The organism is Roseomonas sp. E05, from assembly GCF_030063475.1.
Classification (GTDB): Bacteria; Pseudomonadota; Alphaproteobacteria; order Acetobacterales; family Acetobacteraceae; genus Pseudoroseomonas.
In genome coordinates this window covers 34,240-52,436 of the sequence record NZ_JASIRT010000005.1, presented here as the reverse complement: position 1 = coordinate 52,436, position 18,197 = coordinate 34,240, and the positions used below count along the sequence as shown (strand labels likewise).

Below are 18,197 nucleotides of genomic sequence, written 5' to 3'. Positions count from 1 at the left end.
GAGACGACGCCCCATGGCCGGACGCATCGAAGCGCGCCTTGCCGAACTCGGCATCACCCTGCCCACCCCGGCCGCGCCGGTGGCCAACTACGTGCCCTTCACGGTGGTCGCCGACGGCACGCTGGTCGTGGTCTCCGGTCAGGTGCCGGTGCGCGAGGGCGTGGTCGCCTATACCGGCAAGCTTGGCGGCACGGTCAGCATCGAGGCGGGGCAGCAGGCGGCGCAGCTCTGCCTGATCAATGTGCTGGCGCAGCTCAAGGTGGCGGCGGGCGGCGACCTCGACCGGGTGACGCGCGTGGCGCGGCTTGGCGGCTTCATCGCCTGCACGCCTGAGTTCACCCAGCATGCGCTGGTGATGAACGGCGCCTCCGACCTGGCCGTGGCGGTGTTCGGTGAGGCCGGGCGGCATGCCCGCAGCACCATCGGTGTGCCCTCCCTGCCGATGGATGCGGCCGTGGAGGTCGAAGGAATGTTCGAACTCGGCTGAACGCGGCGCCGCCCGCGCCCGCGGCGGCTCGCCGGATTATGAGGGGCTGACGGCCAGCCGGCCCCGGCCCCGGCCCCGGTCGTCCTGTCCCGCCTCCCGTGGTTTGCATCCCTTCAGCAAAATCCAGCAATTTTAATGAGGCGTGTGGGGCGGTCCCTGACAGCGCTGTGAAAGCCTCGCGCGGAGTCGTGATCTTTTTTTGGCGAAACGGCCTCTATAATGGAGACGCCAGCAGAGGATCACGGATGGAAACGATCCGCACCAAGCTCCGGCCACTCATCTCCGTGGTGGCGCCTTGCTACAACGAAGAGGAGAGCCTGCGGGAGTTCCATGCGCGGGCCGCGGCAGCCTGCCAGGCGCTGACCGGCTCGTATGAGATCGTGCTGGTCGATGACGGCTCCAAGGACGCCACCTGGAACATCATCGAAGCGCTCGCCGATGCCGATCCGCATGTGGTGGGCGTGCGGCTGCTGCGCAATCATGGCCATCAGCTCGCGGCCACCGCCGGCCTGCACGTCGCCAATGGCGACCGGGTGATGCTGATCGACGCCGACCTGCAGGACCCGCCCGAACTGCTGGGGGCGATGATGGCGCGCATGGATGAGGGCGCCGACGTCGTCTATGGCCAGCGCGCCTCGCGCGAGGGCGAGACCTGGTTCAAGCTGGCAACGGCCGGGCTGTTCTACCGGCTGCTGACGAAGCTGACGAGCGTGCCGATCCCGCGCGACACCGGCGATTTCCGCCTGATGAGCCGCCGCGTGGTGGACCTCTTCCTGCTGATGCCGGAGCGGCAGCGCTTCATCCGCGGCATGGTGAGCTGGATCGGCGGCAATCAGGTCGCGCTGCCCTATGAGCGGCATGCGCGCTTCGCCGGCACGTCGAAATATCCGCTCAGCAAGATGATCCGCTTCGCCGTGGATGCCATCACGAGCTTCTCCACCGTGCCGCTGCGGATCGCCGTCTGGGTCGGGCTCATCACCGCCGGCTTCTCGATGCTGCTGCTGCTCTATGCGCTGTATCAGTGGTCGCAGAACGTCGTTGTCGCGGGTTGGGCCAGCATCATCACCGCCATCGCCTTCCTCGGCGGGCTGCAGATGCTGATGCTCGGCGTGTTCGGCGAGTATCTCGGCCGGCTGGTGCAGGAGACCAAGGGGCGGCCGCTCTTCATGGTGAAGTCGATCCGCGCCGGCAAGCATCTGCATGAGGTGCCCAGCAACTTCTCGCGCCTGGAGCCGTCGATGCGCGACGATGTCGTGGCGAGCTGGGCCGGGGAGCGCTGAGTGCCCGCACGGCTTCGCTCCACCTTGTCCGCGGGCGCGGTTGCCCTCGGCGGCACGGCGCCGCGCGCCGCGCGGCTGCGGGAGATGCTGCTCTTCGCCAGTGTCGGCGTGCTGAACACGGCGGTCGATCTGGTCGCCTTCACCCTCCTCGTGACCTTCACGCCGGCGCCGCCGCTCGCCGCCAACACCGCCAGCTACGCGCTCGGCGCACTGAACAGCTATCTGCTGAACGGCAAGTTCACCTTCCGCAGCCGGCAGGTGCGGCTCGCCTCGCTGCGCCGCGTGCTGCGCTTTGCGGCGGTGAACCTCGCCTGCCTGCTGGTGTCACTGGTTTCGCTCGCGGTCCTCTCGGGCTTCATGCCGCTGCTGGCGGCCAAGCTCGGCTCGGTGGTGGTCACCTTCGCCTTCAGTTACGTCCTCAACAGCCTTGTCGTCTACGGTTCGCAGCCGGAGGGCTGAGCCGCAACGACCCCGGAGTCTCGTGATGCGCCCTCTCGGTGGGTTGACGCGCAGCGGCCTGATCGCGCTGTTCGCGGTGATGCTTCTTGTGCCGCTGATGCTGACCTCGATGCCGCTCCTGGGGGATTTTCCCAATCACGCGGCGCGCTTCTGGCTGCTCGGCGGCGGCATCGCACAGATGCCGGACATCTACGGCGCGGACTGGTCCCGCGCCTTCACCAATATCGGCGGTGACCTCCTCGCCCGTGCCCTGGCGGGCCTGGTGGCGGGCGATCATGTGGCGCAGGGCATCCTGGCCTTCGCCATCATCGGCCCGCCGCTCGGCTGCCTGCTGCTGAACTGGCGGCTGATGGGCTGGAACGTCTGGCAGCTCGCCCTGCCGGCCCTGGCCTGGACGATGACGCTGATCTTCGGCTTCATCACCTTCCAGATGGGCCTGGCCCTCGCGCTGATCCTGGCGGCGCTGGATGCCTCCATGCGCCCCTCGGCGCTGCGCTGGGTGGTGCGGCTGGTGCTCAGCGCCGCACTCCTCGTCGTGCATCCCTTCGCGCTGCTGTTCTACGCCGCGTTGCTCGGCGGGCTGGTGATCGGCCCGCGCATCGCCGACCATTTCGCCTCGCGCCGTGCCTTCACCGGCTTCCTGGGCTCGGGCCTGCTGCTGGTGGTCTGCTGCGTGCTGCCGGTTGTCGTGCTCGCCCTCACCGCGGCACACCTGCCCGGCGAGGATCAGGCGGCGGGGAGCACCGGCACTGTCTGGAATCCGGGCATCGCCAGCCGCATCTCGGCGCTGCTCTCGCCTTTCCGGACCTACGCGCTGCGGATGGACGTCGCCTTCATGCTGCTGCTGGCGGTGGTGCCCGCCTATGCCCTGCTGCGCCGGCGCCTGCATGTCCATCAGGGCCTGCTGGCGGTTGCCGTCATCCTTGGCATCGCCTCGCTCTTCATGCCGACGGTGGTCGCCGGCACGAGCGCGATCGAGCTGCGCCTGCCGATCATGGCGCTGCTGGCCGCCGCCGCCGCCATCCGCATCGACTTCGCCAGCCGGCGGGTGCTGGTCGGCGCGGCGGTGCTGCTGGCCGCGGTGAGCACGCTGCGCACGCTCGACGTCGCCCGCCACTGGGTCCGGGCCGAGGCGGATGTCGCGGCGGTGCGGACGGTGCTGGCTGCCCTGCCGCCGCACAGCTTCGTCCTTCCCTTGCAGCATGAGGCGTCGCGCGAGGCGCAGGCCAGCGCGCCGCTCGGCCGCTACTTCGCCGGCCGGCTGCCCGCCTATACGCAGACCGGCGCGCTCGCGACCCTCTGGCGGCAGTCCTTCGTGCCCAATCTCTTCACCGCGCGCGGCAAGCAGCCCCTGGTGGTGCTGCCTCCCTCGGACGAGATCGCGGTGCCGGAGGGCGAGATCGCCTCCGTCCATGCCTTGGTGGACCCGGACTATCCGCTGCCGGCCAGCCAGGCTTATGTCCGGCGCTGGCGCGAGCGGTTCGACTATGCCCTGGTGCTGAACGCCGACATGCCCGACCAGAACGGGCCTGTGGAACTGCCGGAGGGCGTCGAGGTGGTGGCGGACCAGGGCTTCGCGCAGCTGTTGCGCCTGCCGCGCGCGCGGATGACGAGCCAGCTCCGCTGATGCCGGGCGCGCCTCGCGCGCGTCCGGCGTCAAAGGCACGGCTTGACTTCTCGCGCGCGCCGCTGCCGATCCCCACATCCGGTATGGATGACCGAGGCGGAGGACCATGGCGGCAGGGATGGAGCGGATCGGGCACGGGATCGCCCGGCTCACCAGCGAGGCGGAGCGGGCGCTCAATGAAACCACCCTCCGCCTCGCCATCACCGGCCTCAGCCGCTCGGGCAAGACGGTGTTCATCACTTCGCTCATCGCCAACCTGCTGGCGCTCGGGCGGGGGCGGGACGCACTGCCGGCGCTGCGGCGGCAGCTCGCCGCATCCGGCACGCGCATCGAGGCCGTGCGGCTGGAGCCGGCCGGAACCCAGGCGCTGGACTGGTTCGACGCCGCCGACAAGCTGCGCGACCTGGCCGGAGCCGACCCGCACTGGCCGCCGCGCACCAGCGATCTCGCCTCGGTCAGCCTGACCCTGGTGGTGGCCCGGCGCGGGCGCTTCGGCCGCTGGCTGCCGCCGCGCCGCGTGCGGCTGGAGCTGCTCGACTATCCCGGCGAGTGGCTGCTCGACCTGCCGCTGCTGGACGAGGACTACGCCACCTGGTCCGCCCATACGCTGTCCCTGCTGCGCCAGCCGCCGCGCACCGCCCTGGCGGGCGACTTCCTGGCCTTCCTGGCCAGCCTGAATGCGGCCGCCCCGGCGGAGGAGGCGGTCGCGCGGCGCGGCTTCATGCTCTACCGCGACCTGCTGGCGGCGCTGCGCGAGCGGCTCGGGCTGCGCTGGCTGCAGCCGGGCCGCTTCCTGGTGCCGGGGCCGAAGGGCGAGAGCCCGATGATGTGGTTCTTCCCGCTGGAAGGAAGCGGCGCCCCGGCGCCCAGCTCGCTGCGCGAGCTGCTGGCGCGCCGCTTCGAGGCTTACCGCGACGATATGCGGCGCAGCTATTTCGATCCCTGGTTCGCCCGCTTCGACCGGCAGGTGGTGCTGGTGGACGCACTCGGCGCACTCTGTGCCGGGGAAGGGGCCTTCGAGGATGCGCGGCAGGCGGTGGCGCAGATCGCCCGCGCCTATGACGTGCGCTCCCGCTCCCGCTGGTTCCGGTTCTCCACGCTGAAGCGCGTGGCCTTCGTCGCCACCAAGGCGGATTATGTGCCGGAGGCGCAGCGCCCGGCCTTCGAGAGCCTGTTCCGCGGCATGGTCGGCGGCGGAGACGGGGGGCGGGCGGTGAATCATCTCGCCCTTTCCGCCCTGCGCTGCACGGAGGAGGGAGGCAGCCCGGGGGGCGAGGCGCCGGTCGTCTTCGGCGTGCCGCTGGGCGAGATGCGCCGGCGCCCCTTCCGGCCGGGCCATATTCCCGCCACGCCGCCTTCCTCCGGCGACCCCTTCTGGCAGCGGCCCTACTTCGCCTTGCCGGTGTTCCGGCCGCCGGTGGTAGACCCGGAAGGGCGCGAGGGGCTGCCGAACCTTGGAATGGACCGGCTGCTCGCCTGGCTCCTGGAGGACGCGCTATGACAGAAAAGTTTGGGGGAAAGAATTCCCCCAAACCCCCATCTTCTTTCTGTCAGAAAGAAAAGAAGAGGGGTCCGGGGAGAATTCCTTCTCCCCGGTCTTGCGCCCGATGAGCACGAATCCCGGCTGGGCCGACGAGCCCGCGCGCCCTGCGAAAACCATCGATCCCTCGCTCGGCCCCGCCCTGCTGGAGCCGGAATCGGCTGGGCTGGTCCGGCATGGCGCGCCGGTCGAACTGGTCCTGCCGGATGCGGCGGCCAAAGGGGCGGGCTGGCTGGCCTCCTTCGGCACCTTCGGCGCGGCGGCGGGGCTGCTGGTGCTGGGCAGTTTCGGGCTTGGCCTGGGGCTGATGCTGGACGACCTCTTCGCGGCCTCGCCGGTGCTGGGCTGGCTGGGTGCCGCGCTGGGCGCGGGTGTCGGCGGGGTGATGCTGGCGGCGCTCGGCCGGGAGTGGCGGGCGCTGCGCCGGCTGGATGCATTGGACGACCTTGCCGAGGTGGTGCGCGACACGCCGGACGGCGCCCGCCCGCCCGCTGCCCTGCTGCGCTGGGCCGAGGGCGTGGCACAGCGCCTGCCGGAAGCCGCGGCGGCGGTGGCGGAACTCCACAAGGCCGGCAGCATGGCCGAGGCCCGTGGCCTCCTGGCCACCGGGCTCCTGCCGGTGCTGAATGCGCGGGTGAAGGCGCTGGGCCGGCAGGCGGCGGGGCAGGTGTTCCTGACGGCGGCGGTGCTGCCTTCGCCGGCGCTGGACGCGGGTGCCATGGCGCTGATCGGGCTGCGGCTGATGCGCCAGGTGGCGGTGCTGCATGGCGTCCGGCCGGGGGCGGCGGTGCTGTGGCGGCTGCTGCGGCGGCTCGCCCTTTCGGCGGGGCTGACGGCCGGGGCGGATCTGGTGGCCGAGGCGGGGGTGGAGCAGTTCGTCGAGGGTCATGCGGCGAAGCTGGCAGGCGGTGCGGCGGGGGCGGCAGTGGCGGCGCGCCGGATGCTGCGGCTGGCCGGCGCCACGGCGGAGTGCTGCCGGCCGACTCGCGCGCTTCGCTGAACACGGCTCCGGGCGAAACGGAGGGCGGGGCCTGAGGCGGCGCCGTCACCCTGGCGGGGTTCCAGGGCGGCGCCCCTGGTCCCGGCTGATCATCCGGGCGAGGGTGTCCCGCTTACGCGATCTTCATCTCTGGAGCTCCTCTTCCAGGTGTTTGTAAAAAAACGCCTTCCCCGGCCCCGCGGCGGCTCATGCTGCGCCGCACTCTTGCAGCCTCCGGCAAGCAGCGCACATGCTGCGCATCATGTCCGATGGTGCTCCCCAGGAACTGACCTTGCGCCTGCACTCCTCCATCGCGGAGATCGCCGCGACGGAGTGGGACGCCTGCGCCGGCACGGACAATCCCTTCGTCAGCCATGCCTTCCTTGCGGCGCTGGAGGAGAGCGGATCGGCCGGGCCGCGCACCGGCTGGCTGCCGCAGCATGCGGCGCTGCGGGACGGTGCGGGGCGGCTGGTGGCGGTCGCGCCCGCCTATGCCAAGAGCCATTCCTATGGCGAGTACATCTTCGATCACGCCTGGGCGCATGCCCTGGAGCGCGCCGGCAGCCGTTACTACCCGAAGCTGCAGGTGGCGGTGCCCTTCAGCCCGGTTCCCGGGCCGCGGCTGCTGATCCGGCCCGGCTCCGGCATCGGGCCCGAGGCCCTGGGCGAGGCGCTGGCCCAGGTGGTGGGGCAGCTTGGCCTGTCCTCCGCGCATGTCGCCTTCTGCACCGAGGCGGAGTGGCAGGCGCTGGGCGCGGTTGGTTGGCTGCAGCGCCTTGGCACCCAGTTTCACTGGACGAATGACGGCTATGGCAGCTTCGAGGACTTCCTGGGCGCCCTTTCCAGCCGCAAGCGCAAGCAGCTGCGGCGGGAGCGGCGGGACGCGCAGGCCGCCGGCCTGACCTTCCGCACCCTGCGTGGCGCCGAGATCACCCGTCGCCACTGGGCCGCCTTTCACCGCTTCTACCTGGATACGGTGGACCGCAAATGGGGCAGCGCCTACCTGAACGCGCGCTTCTGGCCCCTGCTTTCCGAGCGGCTGGGCGAGCGCGTGGTGCTGATGGTGGCGGAGCGCGATGGCGAGCCGGTGGCGGGCGCGCTGAACCTGATGGGGCAGGATGCACTCTACGGCCGCAACTGGGGCACAACCGTGGAGGCGCCTTTCCTGCATTTCGAGCTTTGCTACTATCAGGCGATCGACTTCGCCATTGCCCATGGGCTGAAGCGGGTGGAGGCGGGGGCACAGGGGCAGCACAAGATCCAGCGTGGCTATCTGCCGGTGCCAACCTATTCGGCGCATTGGATCGCGCATCGCGGGCTGCGCCGTGCGGTGGCGGAATTCCTCGATGCCGAGCGCCCGGCGATGGAGCAGGAAATGGCCGAGCTGGCCGAGGCTTCCCCCTTCCGCGAGGAGGGCTGAGCCGCCCTGGCCGCAACCCTGGCGGAGCCTGAGCGTTTCCTCAGGCCTTACATCCGGGAAGGGGAGGGTTCAGGGCTGCGCCTCCACCTCTTGATGAAGGAAATACAAGGTCGTGGCGCGCTGCCCAGGGGTGGGATTGAGCAGGCTGAGCCGCATCACATCCCCCTCGGCGCCTTCCAGCTTCCAGCGGCTGGCCTGAAAGACGGTCATGCACCGGCCATCCCGATGTGCCTGAGCCAGGGCGCGGGGTGTGCCCTTCTCCGAATTCCGCAGGTCGCGCAGCAGGTGGAGCGCCTCGGGATTGGCACATCCCACGGTTCCGTCGGATACCACGCGATAGGCCGCCGGCCCCGGACTGTCCGGCGTCGGGGTGGCGCGGGAGGAGGCGCCCTCTGCCCGGCCGGACCGCCGCTGCCGGGCGCCGGGGCTGCTGTCGGAGGAACTGCCCCCCAGCCAGCCCGCAGAGGGCGGCCAACCATATTGCGACGGCTGGGCGGCGCATGATGTCAGGAAGGCCGCCAGGATGATTGTTTGATGAAGGCGCATTATAACCGATGGTTGAAGAATCTGCGGGACGGCCGCTGGCTGGTACCTAACGCCAGCCAGGAATAGCAGCATAGCGGGATATGCGGGAAATGGGATCTGAGCGCAGGCAGCTTTCCAGGGCAGGGCGAGGAAGCCGGATCGTGACGGCACTGGCCGCCTGCGCCGCCACCGCCGCCGCCGCCCTGGCCCTGCTGCTGCCCGGCGCCTCCGACGGGGAGGACGCGGCACGCCGCGCCGCCGCGCTGACGGAGACCAGCCGCGTCCTGGCCACGGCGGTGGACACGGAACTGGAACACCGGGCGCAGATTCTCGCCGCCCTGGCGGCCTCGCCTGCACTGGACCAGCCCGGCGCCGACCTGCGGGCGCTCTATGGCCATGCGCTGGCCGCGGCCGGTGTGCTGGAGGCGCCGGTCCTGCTGGCCGACCTTTCCCTCGCCCAGCTGGTCAACACCACCTTGCCCTTCGGCACCATCCTGCCGGCGCTGGAGGATGCCGCGCCGGCCCTGCGGGCCCTGGAGAGCGGCGGCACCGCCGTGATGCGCTCCATGGGGGGGGCGGAGGGCCCGGCGCGGCTGGTCGTCGCGGTGCCGGTCAAGCGCGCGCAGCGGCGAATCGCCGTCCTCATCACCGAGATCCAGCCGGAGGTGATCGGTGCCGTGCTGGATGGTGCGCTGCCCGCCGGGATGGCCGCGGCCGTGGTGGAGCCGGATGGCACGCTGGTCGCCGCCGCCACGCAGATGCCCTTCCCCGCCACCGCCACCGCCACCGCCACCGCCATTCCGGCGCCGGCCGGGGCGGAGGGCGGCCCGGCCTTCGCCCAGGCGGCCCGCCCACTGCGACTGGCGCCCGACTGGCGGCTGGTGGTGGTCCGCCCGCCCATGCCCGCCACGGGCTGGAGGGTCCCGCCCTCCCGCCTCGCGATCGCCGCGCTGTCGGGGCTGGCGGCGCTGCTGATGGCCGCCTGGGCGCTGCGGGGGCGGCCGGGCGGGGCAGCCCCGCAGGCGGCCGAGCGCGAGACGGAGGCGTTGCGCGCCCTTTCTGAGCTGCGGGTGCTGCACAACACCATTCCCGTCGGCCTGGCGCTGCTCGGCCGCGACCTCCTCTTCGTCTCGGTCAATGCGCGGATGGCGGCGCTTTCGGGCCTGCCGCCGGCGGAGCATATCGGACGGTCCCCCGCCGAGATCCTCCCGGCCTCGCTCTGCGAGCCGCTCGAGGATGCCCACCGGGAGGTGCTCAGGACCGGGAAGCCGGTGCTGGACGTGCCGATGACGGCAGAGGCGCCCGGGGCCGTGCGCAACCTGCGGCACTTCCGCGCCAGCTTCCATCCGATCGAGGATGCGAGCGGGCGGATCGAAGGCGTGGGGCTGGCGCTGCAGGATGTGACGGCGCGGCTGCGCGCCGAGGCGGGGCGCGACCTGCTGGTGCGGGAGCTGAACCACCGCGTCAAGAACACCCTGACCGCCGTGCTGGCCATCATCGACATCACCCTGCGGCGCACCGGCGGCGATCCGGACCAGATGAAGACGGCGCTGCGGGCGCGGCTGCAGGCCATGGCGCGCGGCCATGACCTGCTGACGGCGCATGACTGGGAACCCACCGACCTGGCCGAAGTGGCGCAGGCGGCGCTCGGCCCATGGCTGAGCGAGTCGCCGCCGCGCCTGCTGCTGGAGGGTGCGCCGGGCGTGCTGCTGCGCCCCAGCCAGGCGCAGGCCATCGTCCTGGCGCTGCACGAGCTGGCGACCAACGCCACCAAGTACGGCGCCTTCTCCCGCGAGGAGGGGCGGGTCCGGCTGCACTGGCAGACCGACAGCGAGGGCTGGACGCAACTGCTCTGGGCCGAGAGCGGCGGCCCGCCGGTTTCGGCGCCGCCGGCGGACCGCCGCGGCTTCGGCTCGCGCCTGCTGCAGCGTGCGCTGGCCCCAGATCTCGGCGCCGGGACCGAGGTGGCGCTGGACTTCGTGCCGGAGGGGCTGCAGGCGCGGGTGCGCTTCCGCGGGGCGGGGGGCGTGCCGGTGGCGAGCGCGGCCCCGCTGCTGGAGGCGGCCCCTGCCCGGGAGGAAAGCCGCCAGCCCGCGCCCGATATCCTGGCCTGAGGGCCGCCGCGCCTTCAGGCCGCCAGCGCGCGCGCGAAGACCGCCGGGTCCACATTGCCGCCGCTGAGCACCACGCCCACGGTGCGGCCACGCGCCGGGATCTTGCCTGCCAGCAGGGCGGCGAGCGCCACCGCGCCGCCCGGCTCCACCACGATCTTCAATGCCTCGAAGGCGAGGCGCATGGCGCGGAACACCTCCGCCTCCGTCACCGCCACGCCGCCCGCGAGGCGCGGCTGGTTCACCGCGAAGGTCAGCGCGCCCGGCCGCATGGAGAGCAGCGCGTCGCAGAGCAGGGCGCCCTTGCCGTCATTGGCCAGGCGCTCGCCGGCGGCGAGCGAGCGGGCGGTGTCGTCCCAGCCCTCCGGCTCGGCGGCCCAGACCTCGGTGCCGGGAGAGGCGCCCTCCATCGCCAGCGCGCAGCCGGCGATCAGCCCCCCGCCGCCGGTGCAGACCGCCAGCGCGTCCAGCGTCAGGCCGGCGGCGCGGGCATCCTCGGCCAGTTCCAGCGCCAGCGTGCCCTGGCCGGCGATGACGTCGGGATGGTCGAAGGGCGGCAGCACGCTGGCGCCGCGCTCCTCGGCGAGCCGCTGCGCCAGCGCTTCGCGGTCGGTGCTGGCGCGGTCGAAGAAGGTGATCTCGGCGCCCCAGCGGCGGGTGCTCTCCACCTTGATGCCCGGCGCGTCCTGCGGCATGGCGATCAGCGCCTTCACCCCCTCCGCCGCCGCCGCGCAGGCCACCGCCTGGCCATGGTTGCCGGAGGAATGCGTGACCACCCCGGCGGCGCGCTGGGCGGGGCTGAGCTTCAGCACGGCGTTCGTGGCGCCGCGGAACTTGAAGCTTCCGGTGCGCTGCAGCGGCTCCGGCTTCACCAGCACCGCCCCGCCGGTCAGCGCGTCGAGCAGCGGGTGACGCAGCATGGGCGTGCGGACCACACGGCCGCGCAGCCGCTCGGCGGCGGCGAGGACATCGGCGTGGGCAGGGAGCGTCATGGCGTTCATCGGGCACCTCCGGAGCTGCGCCGGCAGGGCCGGCGGCGCGCAGCCTCGCCCTCCGCCGATCCTTCGGCAAGCCCTTCCGGATACTCACCCGTATGGGTGAACCGCTTTTGTTCCAGGGGGCCTATAAGGCCGTCCGGCAAGCGGAATTCCTGAGTCGGATGTGAAACGATATGCTCGACCCCCGCGACCTGGCCTTGGAGCTTTACGCCGCGGTCCTGGAGGGCGGCTCGCTGGAGCCGCAGCTCGCCGTCGTCGCGCGGGCGCTCAAGGCGGAAACCGGCTTCGTCAGCCGGATCGCGGCGGCCGGGGATGCCCCGGCGGAGGCCCGCGCCGCCGCGGTGTTCAGCATCGACCCCGACATTCTCGCCGAGTACGACACGCACTGGCTGCCCCACGACCCGCGCGTGGCCATCGGCCTGCGGCAGCCGCGTGGGGTGCTCAGCTTCAACCGGCTCTGCCCGCCGCGCGACTTCGCGCGCTCGATGTTCTGGAACGAATTCGGCCGCAAGAAGATCTCCAGTTCCGGTTTCCACACGCTCAGCGCGAGCATCGCCGAGCCGGATGAAGCCGTGGGCGTGCTGAGCGTGCACCGGCCGCAGCGGGCGGAACCCTTTGGGCCGGAGGAGGAGGCCTTCATGGCGGCCCTCTACCCGCATCTGCGGCGGGCGCTGTTCGCGGAGGTGCGGCTGCGGCTGTCGCGCGCGCAGGGGGCGGCGCTCGAGGCGGGGCTGGAGGCCTTGCCGCAGGGCCTTGCCATCATCGGCACCGGCGGGCGCCTGCTGCACGCCAACGCGGCGCTGCATGCCATGGCGGCGCAGCGGGACGGGCTGGCGCTGAGCCCCGCCGGCCTGACCATCACCGACGCGGCGGCGCAGATGGCCCTGCGCCATGCGCTGGATCTCGTGCTGGCGGTGCAGGCCGGGCGCATCCGGCTGCTGCCCGACGGCACCGGGCTGAGCATCCCGCGGCCCTCCGGCGCGCCCGCCTGGCTGGCGCAGGTCCTGCCGCTGCGCGCCGGCAGCAGCGGACCCTTCGCCGGATTCGCCGGTGCGGTGGTGCTGGTGGTGGACCGCGCGAAGCGGCGGGCGCCCTCCGCCGTGCTGCTGCAGCGCCTGCTGGGCCTCTCGCCGGCCGAGGCGATGCTGGCGGCGGGCCTGGCCGCAGGGCATGACCTGCAGCGGCAGGCGAAGCGGCGCGGCGTCTCGCATGAGACGCTGCGCTCACAGCTGGCCGCCATCCGCCGCAAGACCGGATGCCGGCGGCAGGCGGAACTGGTGGCCCTGGTGCTGCAGCTCAGCACCTGAGGACGTTACAATAATGATATGAATTGAAGCGGGCATCGCATCGCTGCGCGCAACGATCCTCCGGATAAAAAATACGCAAGACTACGGGGATCACGCGGGAACCGTTGCAAGAGGCACGCCGCACCGCCTAACGTTGATCCCGCAACGAGTGGCCATAAGGCCCGAGACGACGGATGTCGTCCGTGCGGAGGAGGTTACGGATCATGGAAGGCAACGGGTTCTCCCGTCGTACCGTGCTGCGCGCTGGTGCCCTGGGCGCGGTGGCCAGTGCTTTGCCCCTGGTGAATGTGCATGGCCAGAATGCCGGCGGTAAGCTGGCTCTGGGCCTCTGGGACCATTGGGTCCCCACCGGCAACGACGCCATGCGCAAGATCGTCATGGAATGGGGCCAGAAGAACAAGGTCGAGATCGAACTCGACTTCATCACCTCGGTCGGCAACAAGAATCTGCTGACCATTGCGGCGGAGTCGCAGGCCAAGCAGGGGCATGACGTGCTCTCCTTCCCGACCTGGGAGGTGCATGCCAAGTCCGACCTGCTGGAGCCCATGGACGACGTGATGGGCCGCCTGCAGCAGAAATACGGCGACCTGAACCCGATCACCGAGTACCTCGCCAAGGTCGATGGCAAGTGGCGCGCGGTGCCGGCCATCTCGGGCAGCCAGAACAAGCCCGCACTCGGCCGCTTCGACCTGCTGAAGCAGCATGCCGGGCTGGACGTGCGGGAGATGTTCCCGGCCGCCAACCAGGTGGGCCCCGGCGCCGACAACTGGACCTGGGACACTTTCCTGAAGGCGGCGCAGGCCTGCCACAAGGCGGGCGTTCCTTTCGGCCTGCCGGTCGGCCAGTTCACCGACGCGACCGACTGGATCGGCAGCCTGTTCCAGGCCTTCGGCGCGACGCTGGTGAACAAGGATGGCGACATCACCGCCAAGTCGGACGGCGTCCGCCAGGTGCTGGACTATGCGAAGCAACTCTGCGCCGTGCTGCCGGATGACGTCTTCTCCTGGGATGACGCCTCCAACAACCGCGCATTGATCTCCGGCAAGTCGGCGCTGATCTTCAATCCGCCCAGCGCCTGGGCGGTGGCCAAGCGCGACGCGCCGCAGGTGGCGGAGCAGTGCTGGAGCTTCCCCTCGCCGGCCGGCACCAACGGGCGCTACACACCCTACCTGCCGTATTTCTGGGGCGCCTGGAGCTTCTCCAAGAACAAGGGCGCGGCCAAGGCGCTGATCGAGCACCTCAGCGAGCGCGAGCAGGCCAAGGCGATGGTCGCCGCCAGCAACGGCTACGACATCCCGCCCTTCGGCAGCATGACCGACTTCGACACCTGGGAGACCGAGGGGCCGCCGAAGGGCGTGGTTTACAACTATCCGGTCCGGCCGCAGCACAACGCCAAGCAGTTCATCGCCTGCTATCCGGCGCCGCCGGAGATGGCCGTGCAGATGTACAACCAGTCGATCCAGGCCAAGATGATCGCCCGCGTTGCGCAGAGCAAGGAGTCGGTCGACAGCGCCATCAAGTGGGCCGAGCAGGAGCTGGAAGGCTTCAAGCGCGGCTGAGCGCTGCCGGAGCAACCGTGAAGGCGCGCGCGGGAGCGAGTGAATCCCGCGCGCGTTGCCTCATCTCCCGCTCATGCGAGGGAGTCTGATATGTCCCAAGGCACGCTTTCCGCCCCTGCCGCGCCGGCCGCGGTGTCGCCGCACAGCACGCTGCGGCGGCTGGCGCGGCGCAATTCCACGACCGCCTTCCTGCTGACCCTGCCGCTGATCCTGCTGGTCCTTGGGCTGGTGGTCTATCCCTTCCTCTATGCGCTGTATCTCTCGACGCTGAACAAGCGCATGACGCGCTTCATCGGCTGGGAGAACTTCACCTTCCTGTTCTCGCGCCAGACCTTCTGGGACGTGGTGTTCCAGTCCGTGCTGTTCGCGGTGTCGGCGGTGGTGGTGAAGGCGCTGATCGGCTTCATCCTGGCGCATGTGCTGCACGCGCTTCCCGCCAAGGGGCAGCGGAAGTGGCGCGGCATGCTGCTGGTGCCCTGGGTCATCCCGCCGGCCATCTCGACGCTGGCCTGGTGGTGGCTGTTCGATCCGTCCTACTCCGCCTTCAACTGGGCGCTGGCCGGCATCGGGGTGGACCCCATCCCCTGGCTCGGCGTGCCGGGCTGGGCGCGCTTCTCCGTCATCCTGGTGAACGTGTGGTACGGCTCGCCCTTCTTCATGATCATGTATCTGGCGGCGCTGAAATCGGTGCCCGATCAGCTCTACGAGGCAGCGGCGATCGACGGCGCCACGGGCTGGCAGAAGCTGCGCTTCGTGACCTTCCCGATGATGCGCAACATCATCTCGATCACCGTGCTGTTCAGCCTGATCGTGACCTTCGCCAACTTCGACATCGTCCGCATCCTGACCAATGGCGGCCCGCTGGACACGACGCATGTCTTCGCGACCTATGCCTTCCAGGTCGGCATCCAGTCGGGCGACATCCCGCTCGGCGCCACGGTCAGCCTGTTCATGTTCCCGCTGCTGGCGGTCTTCGCCATCTTCATCCTGCGTGGGGTGAACCGGCGCACCAAGGAGATGGCCTGAGATGAGCGCCACCACCGAAGCCTCCACCTACGTCCCGCCGGAGCGCAAGCACGGAAGCCTCCGGCAGGAGCGCCGCTGGGCGATGATCGGCGCCTATATCGCGCTGGCGGTGTTCATCGTGTTCTTCATGACGCCGCCCTTCCACATGCTGATGACCAGCCTGAAGGGCAGCAGCGAGATCGCCGATCTGGCAGGCAACCCCTGGATCGTGCGGCACCCGACGCTGGAGAACTACTGGGAGCTGCTCACGCAGGGCAACTACCTCATCCACTTCCGCAACTCGGTCATCGTCACCGCCTGCACCGTGGCCATCACCATGGTGATCTCCACCATGGCGGCCTTCGCGCTGGCGCGGATGAAGTTCTGGGGCAGCGCGACGCTCGCGACCGGCGTCTTCCTGACCTACCTGGTGCCGGAGACGCTGCTGTTCATCCCGATGTTCCAGATCGTCGGGCACCTCGGCATGTACAACAACATGTGGGCGATGGTGCTGCTCTTCCCGACGCTGACGGTGCCGTTCTGCACCTGGATCATGATCGGCTATTTCGCCTCCATCCCGAAGGAGCTGGACGAGGCGGCGCTGATCGACGGCGCGGGGCACCTGCAGATGCTCTGGAAGATCTTCATTCCCGTGGCGCTGCCAGGCATCCTCGCCGCCATGATCTTTGCCTTCACCGTGAGCTGGGCGGCCTTCATCTATCCCCTGGCCTTCCTGGTCAGCTCGGACCAGATGGTGCTGACGGTCGGCATCGTCTCGGACCTGATCCGGGCGGATACCTTCCAGTGGGGCAAGATCATGGCCGGCGCGCTGATGGCGGCGCTGCCGCCGCTGCTCGTCTATGCCTTCCTGATGGACTACTACATCGCCGGCCTGACCGCCGGTGCAACCAAGGGCTGAGGAAGGATCCCGTCCGGCCGCCTGCGGCCGGACGGGCGTCCCCACGAAGACAAAGAGACCTGGGAGAGCTCGAGAATGGCGCAGGTGACACTCCGCAAGGTGGTCAAGGCATATGATGGCGGCGTGCAGGCGGTGAAGGGCATCGACCTCGACATCGCCGACCATGAGTTCGTCGTGCTGGTGGGTCCTTCCGGCTGCGGCAAGTCCACCACGCTGCGGATGATCGCGGGGCTGGAGGAGATCTCCGACGGCGAGATCGCCATCGGCGGCCGGGTGATCAACGACGTGCCGCCGCGCGACCGGGACATCGCCATGGTGTTCCAGAACTACGCGCTCTATCCGCACATGACGGTGTTCGACAACATGGCCTTCGGGCTGATGCTGCGGAAGTTCCCGAAGGACGAGATCAAGCGCCGCGTCGACAATGCCGCGCGCATCCTCGACATCACGCCGCTGCTCGACCGCAAGCCGAAGGCGCTCTCGGGCGGCCAGCGGCAGCGCGTCGCCATGGGCCGCGCCATCGTGCGCGACCCGAAGGTGTTCCTGTTCGACGAGCCGCTGTCGAACCTCGACGCCAAGCTGCGCGTGCAGATGCGCACCGAGATCAAGAAGGTGCACCAGACCGTCAACACCACCACCATCTACGTCACGCATGACCAGGTCGAGGCGATGACGCTGGCCGACCGCGTGGTGGTGATGAATGGCGGCATCATCGAGCAGGTCGGGCCGCCGCAGGAACTCTACCACAACCCGCAGACGCGCTTCGTCGCCGGCTTCATCGGCAGTCCGGGCATGAACTTCATCCCCGGCCGGCTGGAGAACGGCGCCGGCGCGCTCCGCGTGCACCTGCCGAACGACATCGTGCTGCCCGTGCCGGCCGACCGCACCGCGCGCTACAGCGGCTTCGCCGGCAAGCCGGTGCTGCTCGGCATCAGGCCGGAGCACCTGACGGAAGCCAAGAACCTTGACCGCCCCAACGTGGCCACGCTCACCGCCACGCCGGAGGTAACGGAGCCCATGGGCATGGAGACGCTGGTGCACTTCAGGATGGATGGCGCCGAGATCTGCGCGCGCGTTGACCCGACCGCCCCGGCCGAGCCGGGCCGGCCGCTGCCGATGGCGGTCGACCTCAACTACATGCACATCCTCGATCCGCAGACGGGGCGCGTCCTGTGAGCGGGCGCAGCGCCTGGATCACCGGCGCGGGCTCCGGCATCGGCCGCGCCGTCGCCGTGGCGCTGGGGGGGGCGGGCTGGCGGCTCGCGCTCAGCGGCCGGCGGGAGGCGCCACTGCGGGAGACCGCGGGGCTGCTGCCCGCCGGCGCCGAGCCGCTGATCCTGCCGGCCGACCTGACCGATGCCGCGGCGGTGGAGAAGGCGGCGCGCGCCGCCGAGGAGGCCTTCGGCGGGCTGGACCTGCTGGTGAACAACGCCGGCAGCAACGTGCCGCGCCGCCACTGGCACCAGCTCGCGGCGGAGGATGCCGAGCTGCTGGTGGACGTCAATCTCACCGCCCCCTTCCTCACCAGCCTGGCGGTGCTGAAGGGCATGAAGGCGCGCGGCGGCGGGCTGATCGTGCAGATCGCCTCGGTGGCGGGGAAGGGCACCTCCGCCGTCTCCGGCCCCGGCTACATCGCGGCCAAGAGCGGCTTCGTCGCCCTCTCCGCCTCGCTGAACGCCGAGAACGGCATCCACAACATCCGCTCCACCTGCATCTGCCCGGGCGAGGTGGCGACGCCGATCCTGGACCTCCGGCCGGAACCGCCGCCGGCCGAGGAACGGGCGCGGATGCTGCAGCCGGAGGACATCGCCCAGGCCGTGATGTTCGTCACCGGCCTGCCGGACCGCGTCTGCATCAACGAGATCGTCGTCACCCCCACCTGGAACCGCTTCCAGGCCCCCCTGGCGCAGCAGGTGGCTGCGATGCCATAGCTTTTCACGGCGGGATGGGTTGCCAGGGCCGCCGGCTGCGCCATGCTGAG

Annotated in this window: 16 protein-coding genes; 14 read left to right on the top strand and 2 right to left on the bottom strand. The window is 70.6% G+C overall.

Going from position 1 to position 18,197, the window contains the following annotated elements:
- Nucleotides 1-13: 13 nt before the first annotated feature.
- The 7 genes from QMO56_RS07315 (at nt 14) to QMO56_RS07285 (ending at nt 7,792) form a co-directional block, all read left to right on the top strand.
- On the top strand, nt 14-487 hold the full coding sequence (locus tag QMO56_RS07315; protein WP_283524552.1) for a RidA family protein: 474 nt from the start codon (nt 14-16) through the stop codon (nt 485-487).
- Nucleotides 488-732: 245 nt separating this feature from the next.
- Nucleotides 733-1,767 carry a glycosyltransferase family 2 protein gene (locus QMO56_RS07310; protein ID WP_283524550.1) on the top strand — a complete coding sequence of 345 codons (1,035 nt, stop codon included), beginning with the start codon at nt 733-735 and terminating at the stop codon, nt 1,765-1,767.
- Complete coding sequence (locus QMO56_RS07305; protein WP_283524548.1) at nt 1,768-2,226, top strand: GtrA family protein; 459 nt, start codon at nt 1,768-1,770, stop codon at nt 2,224-2,226.
- A 25-nt stretch (nt 2,227-2,251) separates the two neighbouring features.
- Nucleotides 2,252-3,853: a hypothetical protein gene (locus tag QMO56_RS07300; RefSeq protein ID WP_283524547.1), complete on the top strand. Its 1,602-nt coding sequence runs from the start codon at nt 2,252-2,254 to the stop codon at nt 3,851-3,853.
- 106 nt (nt 3,854-3,959) lie between these two features.
- Nucleotides 3,960-5,354: a YcjX family protein gene (locus QMO56_RS07295; RefSeq protein ID WP_283524546.1), complete on the top strand. Its 1,395-nt coding sequence runs from the start codon at nt 3,960-3,962 to the stop codon at nt 5,352-5,354.
- A 106-nt stretch (nt 5,355-5,460) separates the two neighbouring features.
- Nucleotides 5,461-6,393 carry a DUF697 domain-containing protein gene (locus tag QMO56_RS07290; RefSeq protein WP_283524545.1) on the top strand — a complete coding sequence of 311 codons (933 nt, stop codon included), beginning with the start codon at nt 5,461-5,463 and terminating at the stop codon, nt 6,391-6,393.
- 229 nt (nt 6,394-6,622) lie between these two features.
- Nucleotides 6,623-7,792 (top strand): GNAT family N-acetyltransferase, encoded by a 1,170-nt coding sequence (locus QMO56_RS07285; RefSeq protein ID WP_283524543.1) that lies wholly within the window; start codon nt 6,623-6,625, stop codon nt 7,790-7,792.
- 69 nt (nt 7,793-7,861) lie between these two features.
- Here QMO56_RS07285 and QMO56_RS07280 read toward each other — a convergent pair whose 3' ends face one another.
- Nucleotides 7,862-8,410: a hypothetical protein gene (locus QMO56_RS07280; RefSeq protein WP_283524541.1), complete on the bottom strand. Its 549-nt coding sequence runs from the start codon at nt 8,408-8,410 to the stop codon at nt 7,862-7,864.
- 68 nt (nt 8,411-8,478) lie between these two features.
- Here QMO56_RS07280 and QMO56_RS07275 point away from each other — a divergent pair, with 68 nt between their 5' ends.
- A complete protein-coding gene (locus tag QMO56_RS07275; protein ID WP_283524539.1) occupies nt 8,479-10,431 on the top strand; it encodes a sensor histidine kinase in 1,953 nt (650 codons plus the stop codon).
- A gap of 14 nt (nt 10,432-10,445) precedes the next feature.
- On the opposite strand, the gene QMO56_RS07270 is transcribed toward QMO56_RS07275, so the two are convergent.
- On the bottom strand, nt 10,446-11,420 hold the full coding sequence (locus QMO56_RS07270; RefSeq protein WP_283524849.1) for a threonine/serine dehydratase: 975 nt from the start codon (nt 11,418-11,420) through the stop codon (nt 10,446-10,448).
- A gap of 179 nt (nt 11,421-11,599) precedes the next feature.
- Between QMO56_RS07270 and QMO56_RS07265 the strand changes: the two genes are divergently transcribed.
- The 6 genes from QMO56_RS07265 to QMO56_RS07240 all read left to right on the top strand — a co-directional run bounded on the left by QMO56_RS07265 (nt 11,600) and on the right by QMO56_RS07240 (nt 18,147).
- On the top strand, nt 11,600-12,733 hold the full coding sequence (locus QMO56_RS07265) for a hypothetical protein (RefSeq protein WP_283524538.1): 1,134 nt from the start codon (nt 11,600-11,602) through the stop codon (nt 12,731-12,733).
- A gap of 203 nt (nt 12,734-12,936) precedes the next feature.
- Entirely contained in the window at nt 12,937-14,292 is a 1,356-nt protein-coding gene (locus QMO56_RS07260) for an ABC transporter substrate-binding protein (protein ID WP_283524536.1), read from the top strand.
- A gap of 90 nt (nt 14,293-14,382) precedes the next feature.
- Nucleotides 14,383-15,318, top strand: coding sequence for a carbohydrate ABC transporter permease (locus tag QMO56_RS07255; protein ID WP_283524534.1), 936 nt, complete (start codon nt 14,383-14,385; stop codon nt 15,316-15,318).
- A gap of 1 nt (nt 15,319) precedes the next feature.
- Nucleotides 15,320-16,216, top strand: a complete 897-nt coding sequence (locus tag QMO56_RS07250) for a carbohydrate ABC transporter permease (protein WP_283524533.1) — start codon at nt 15,320-15,322, stop codon at nt 16,214-16,216.
- Between the two features lie 75 nt (nt 16,217-16,291).
- Entirely contained in the window at nt 16,292-17,392 is a 1,101-nt protein-coding gene (locus QMO56_RS07245; protein ID WP_283524531.1) for an ABC transporter ATP-binding protein, read from the top strand.
- Nucleotides 17,389-18,147 (top strand): SDR family oxidoreductase, encoded by a 759-nt coding sequence (locus tag QMO56_RS07240; protein WP_283524530.1) that lies wholly within the window; start codon nt 17,389-17,391, stop codon nt 18,145-18,147. The genes QMO56_RS07245 and QMO56_RS07240 overlap by 4 nt, the downstream gene beginning before the upstream one ends.
- Nucleotides 18,148-18,197: the final 50 nt, after the last annotated feature.

Excerpts from the sequence above, each read along its gene's own strand:
- QMO56_RS07250 (WP_283524533.1), top strand. The coding sequence starts at position 15,320 with ATGAGCGCCACCACCGAAGCCTCCACCTACGTCCCGCCGGAGCGCAAG.
- QMO56_RS07285 (WP_283524543.1), top strand. The coding sequence starts at position 6,623 with ATGCTGCGCATCATGTCCGATGGTGCTCCCCAGGAACTGACCTTGCGC.
- QMO56_RS07300 (WP_283524547.1), top strand. The coding sequence starts at position 2,252 with ATGCGCCCTCTCGGTGGGTTGACGCGCAGCGGCCTGATCGCGCTGTTC.
- QMO56_RS07310 (WP_283524550.1), top strand. The coding sequence starts at position 733 with ATGGAAACGATCCGCACCAAGCTCCGGCCACTCATCTCCGTGGTGGCG.
- QMO56_RS07295 (WP_283524546.1), top strand. The coding sequence starts at position 3,960 with ATGGCGGCAGGGATGGAGCGGATCGGGCACGGGATCGCCCGGCTCACC.
- QMO56_RS07280 (WP_283524541.1), bottom strand. The coding sequence starts at position 8,410 with ATGCTGCTATTCCTGGCTGGCGTTAGGTACCAGCCAGCGGCCGTCCCG.
- QMO56_RS07245 (WP_283524531.1), top strand. The coding sequence starts at position 16,292 with ATGGCGCAGGTGACACTCCGCAAGGTGGTCAAGGCATATGATGGCGGC.
- QMO56_RS07270 (WP_283524849.1), bottom strand. The coding sequence starts at position 11,420 with ATGACGCTCCCTGCCCACGCCGATGTCCTCGCCGCCGCCGAGCGGCTG.
- QMO56_RS07315 (WP_283524552.1), top strand. The coding sequence starts at position 14 with ATGGCCGGACGCATCGAAGCGCGCCTTGCCGAACTCGGCATCACCCTG.
- QMO56_RS07265 (WP_283524538.1), top strand. The coding sequence starts at position 11,600 with ATGCTCGACCCCCGCGACCTGGCCTTGGAGCTTTACGCCGCGGTCCTG.
- QMO56_RS07260 (WP_283524536.1), top strand. The coding sequence starts at position 12,937 with ATGGAAGGCAACGGGTTCTCCCGTCGTACCGTGCTGCGCGCTGGTGCC.
- QMO56_RS07290 (WP_283524545.1), top strand. The coding sequence starts at position 5,461 with ATGAGCACGAATCCCGGCTGGGCCGACGAGCCCGCGCGCCCTGCGAAA.
- QMO56_RS07255 (WP_283524534.1), top strand. The coding sequence starts at position 14,383 with ATGTCCCAAGGCACGCTTTCCGCCCCTGCCGCGCCGGCCGCGGTGTCG.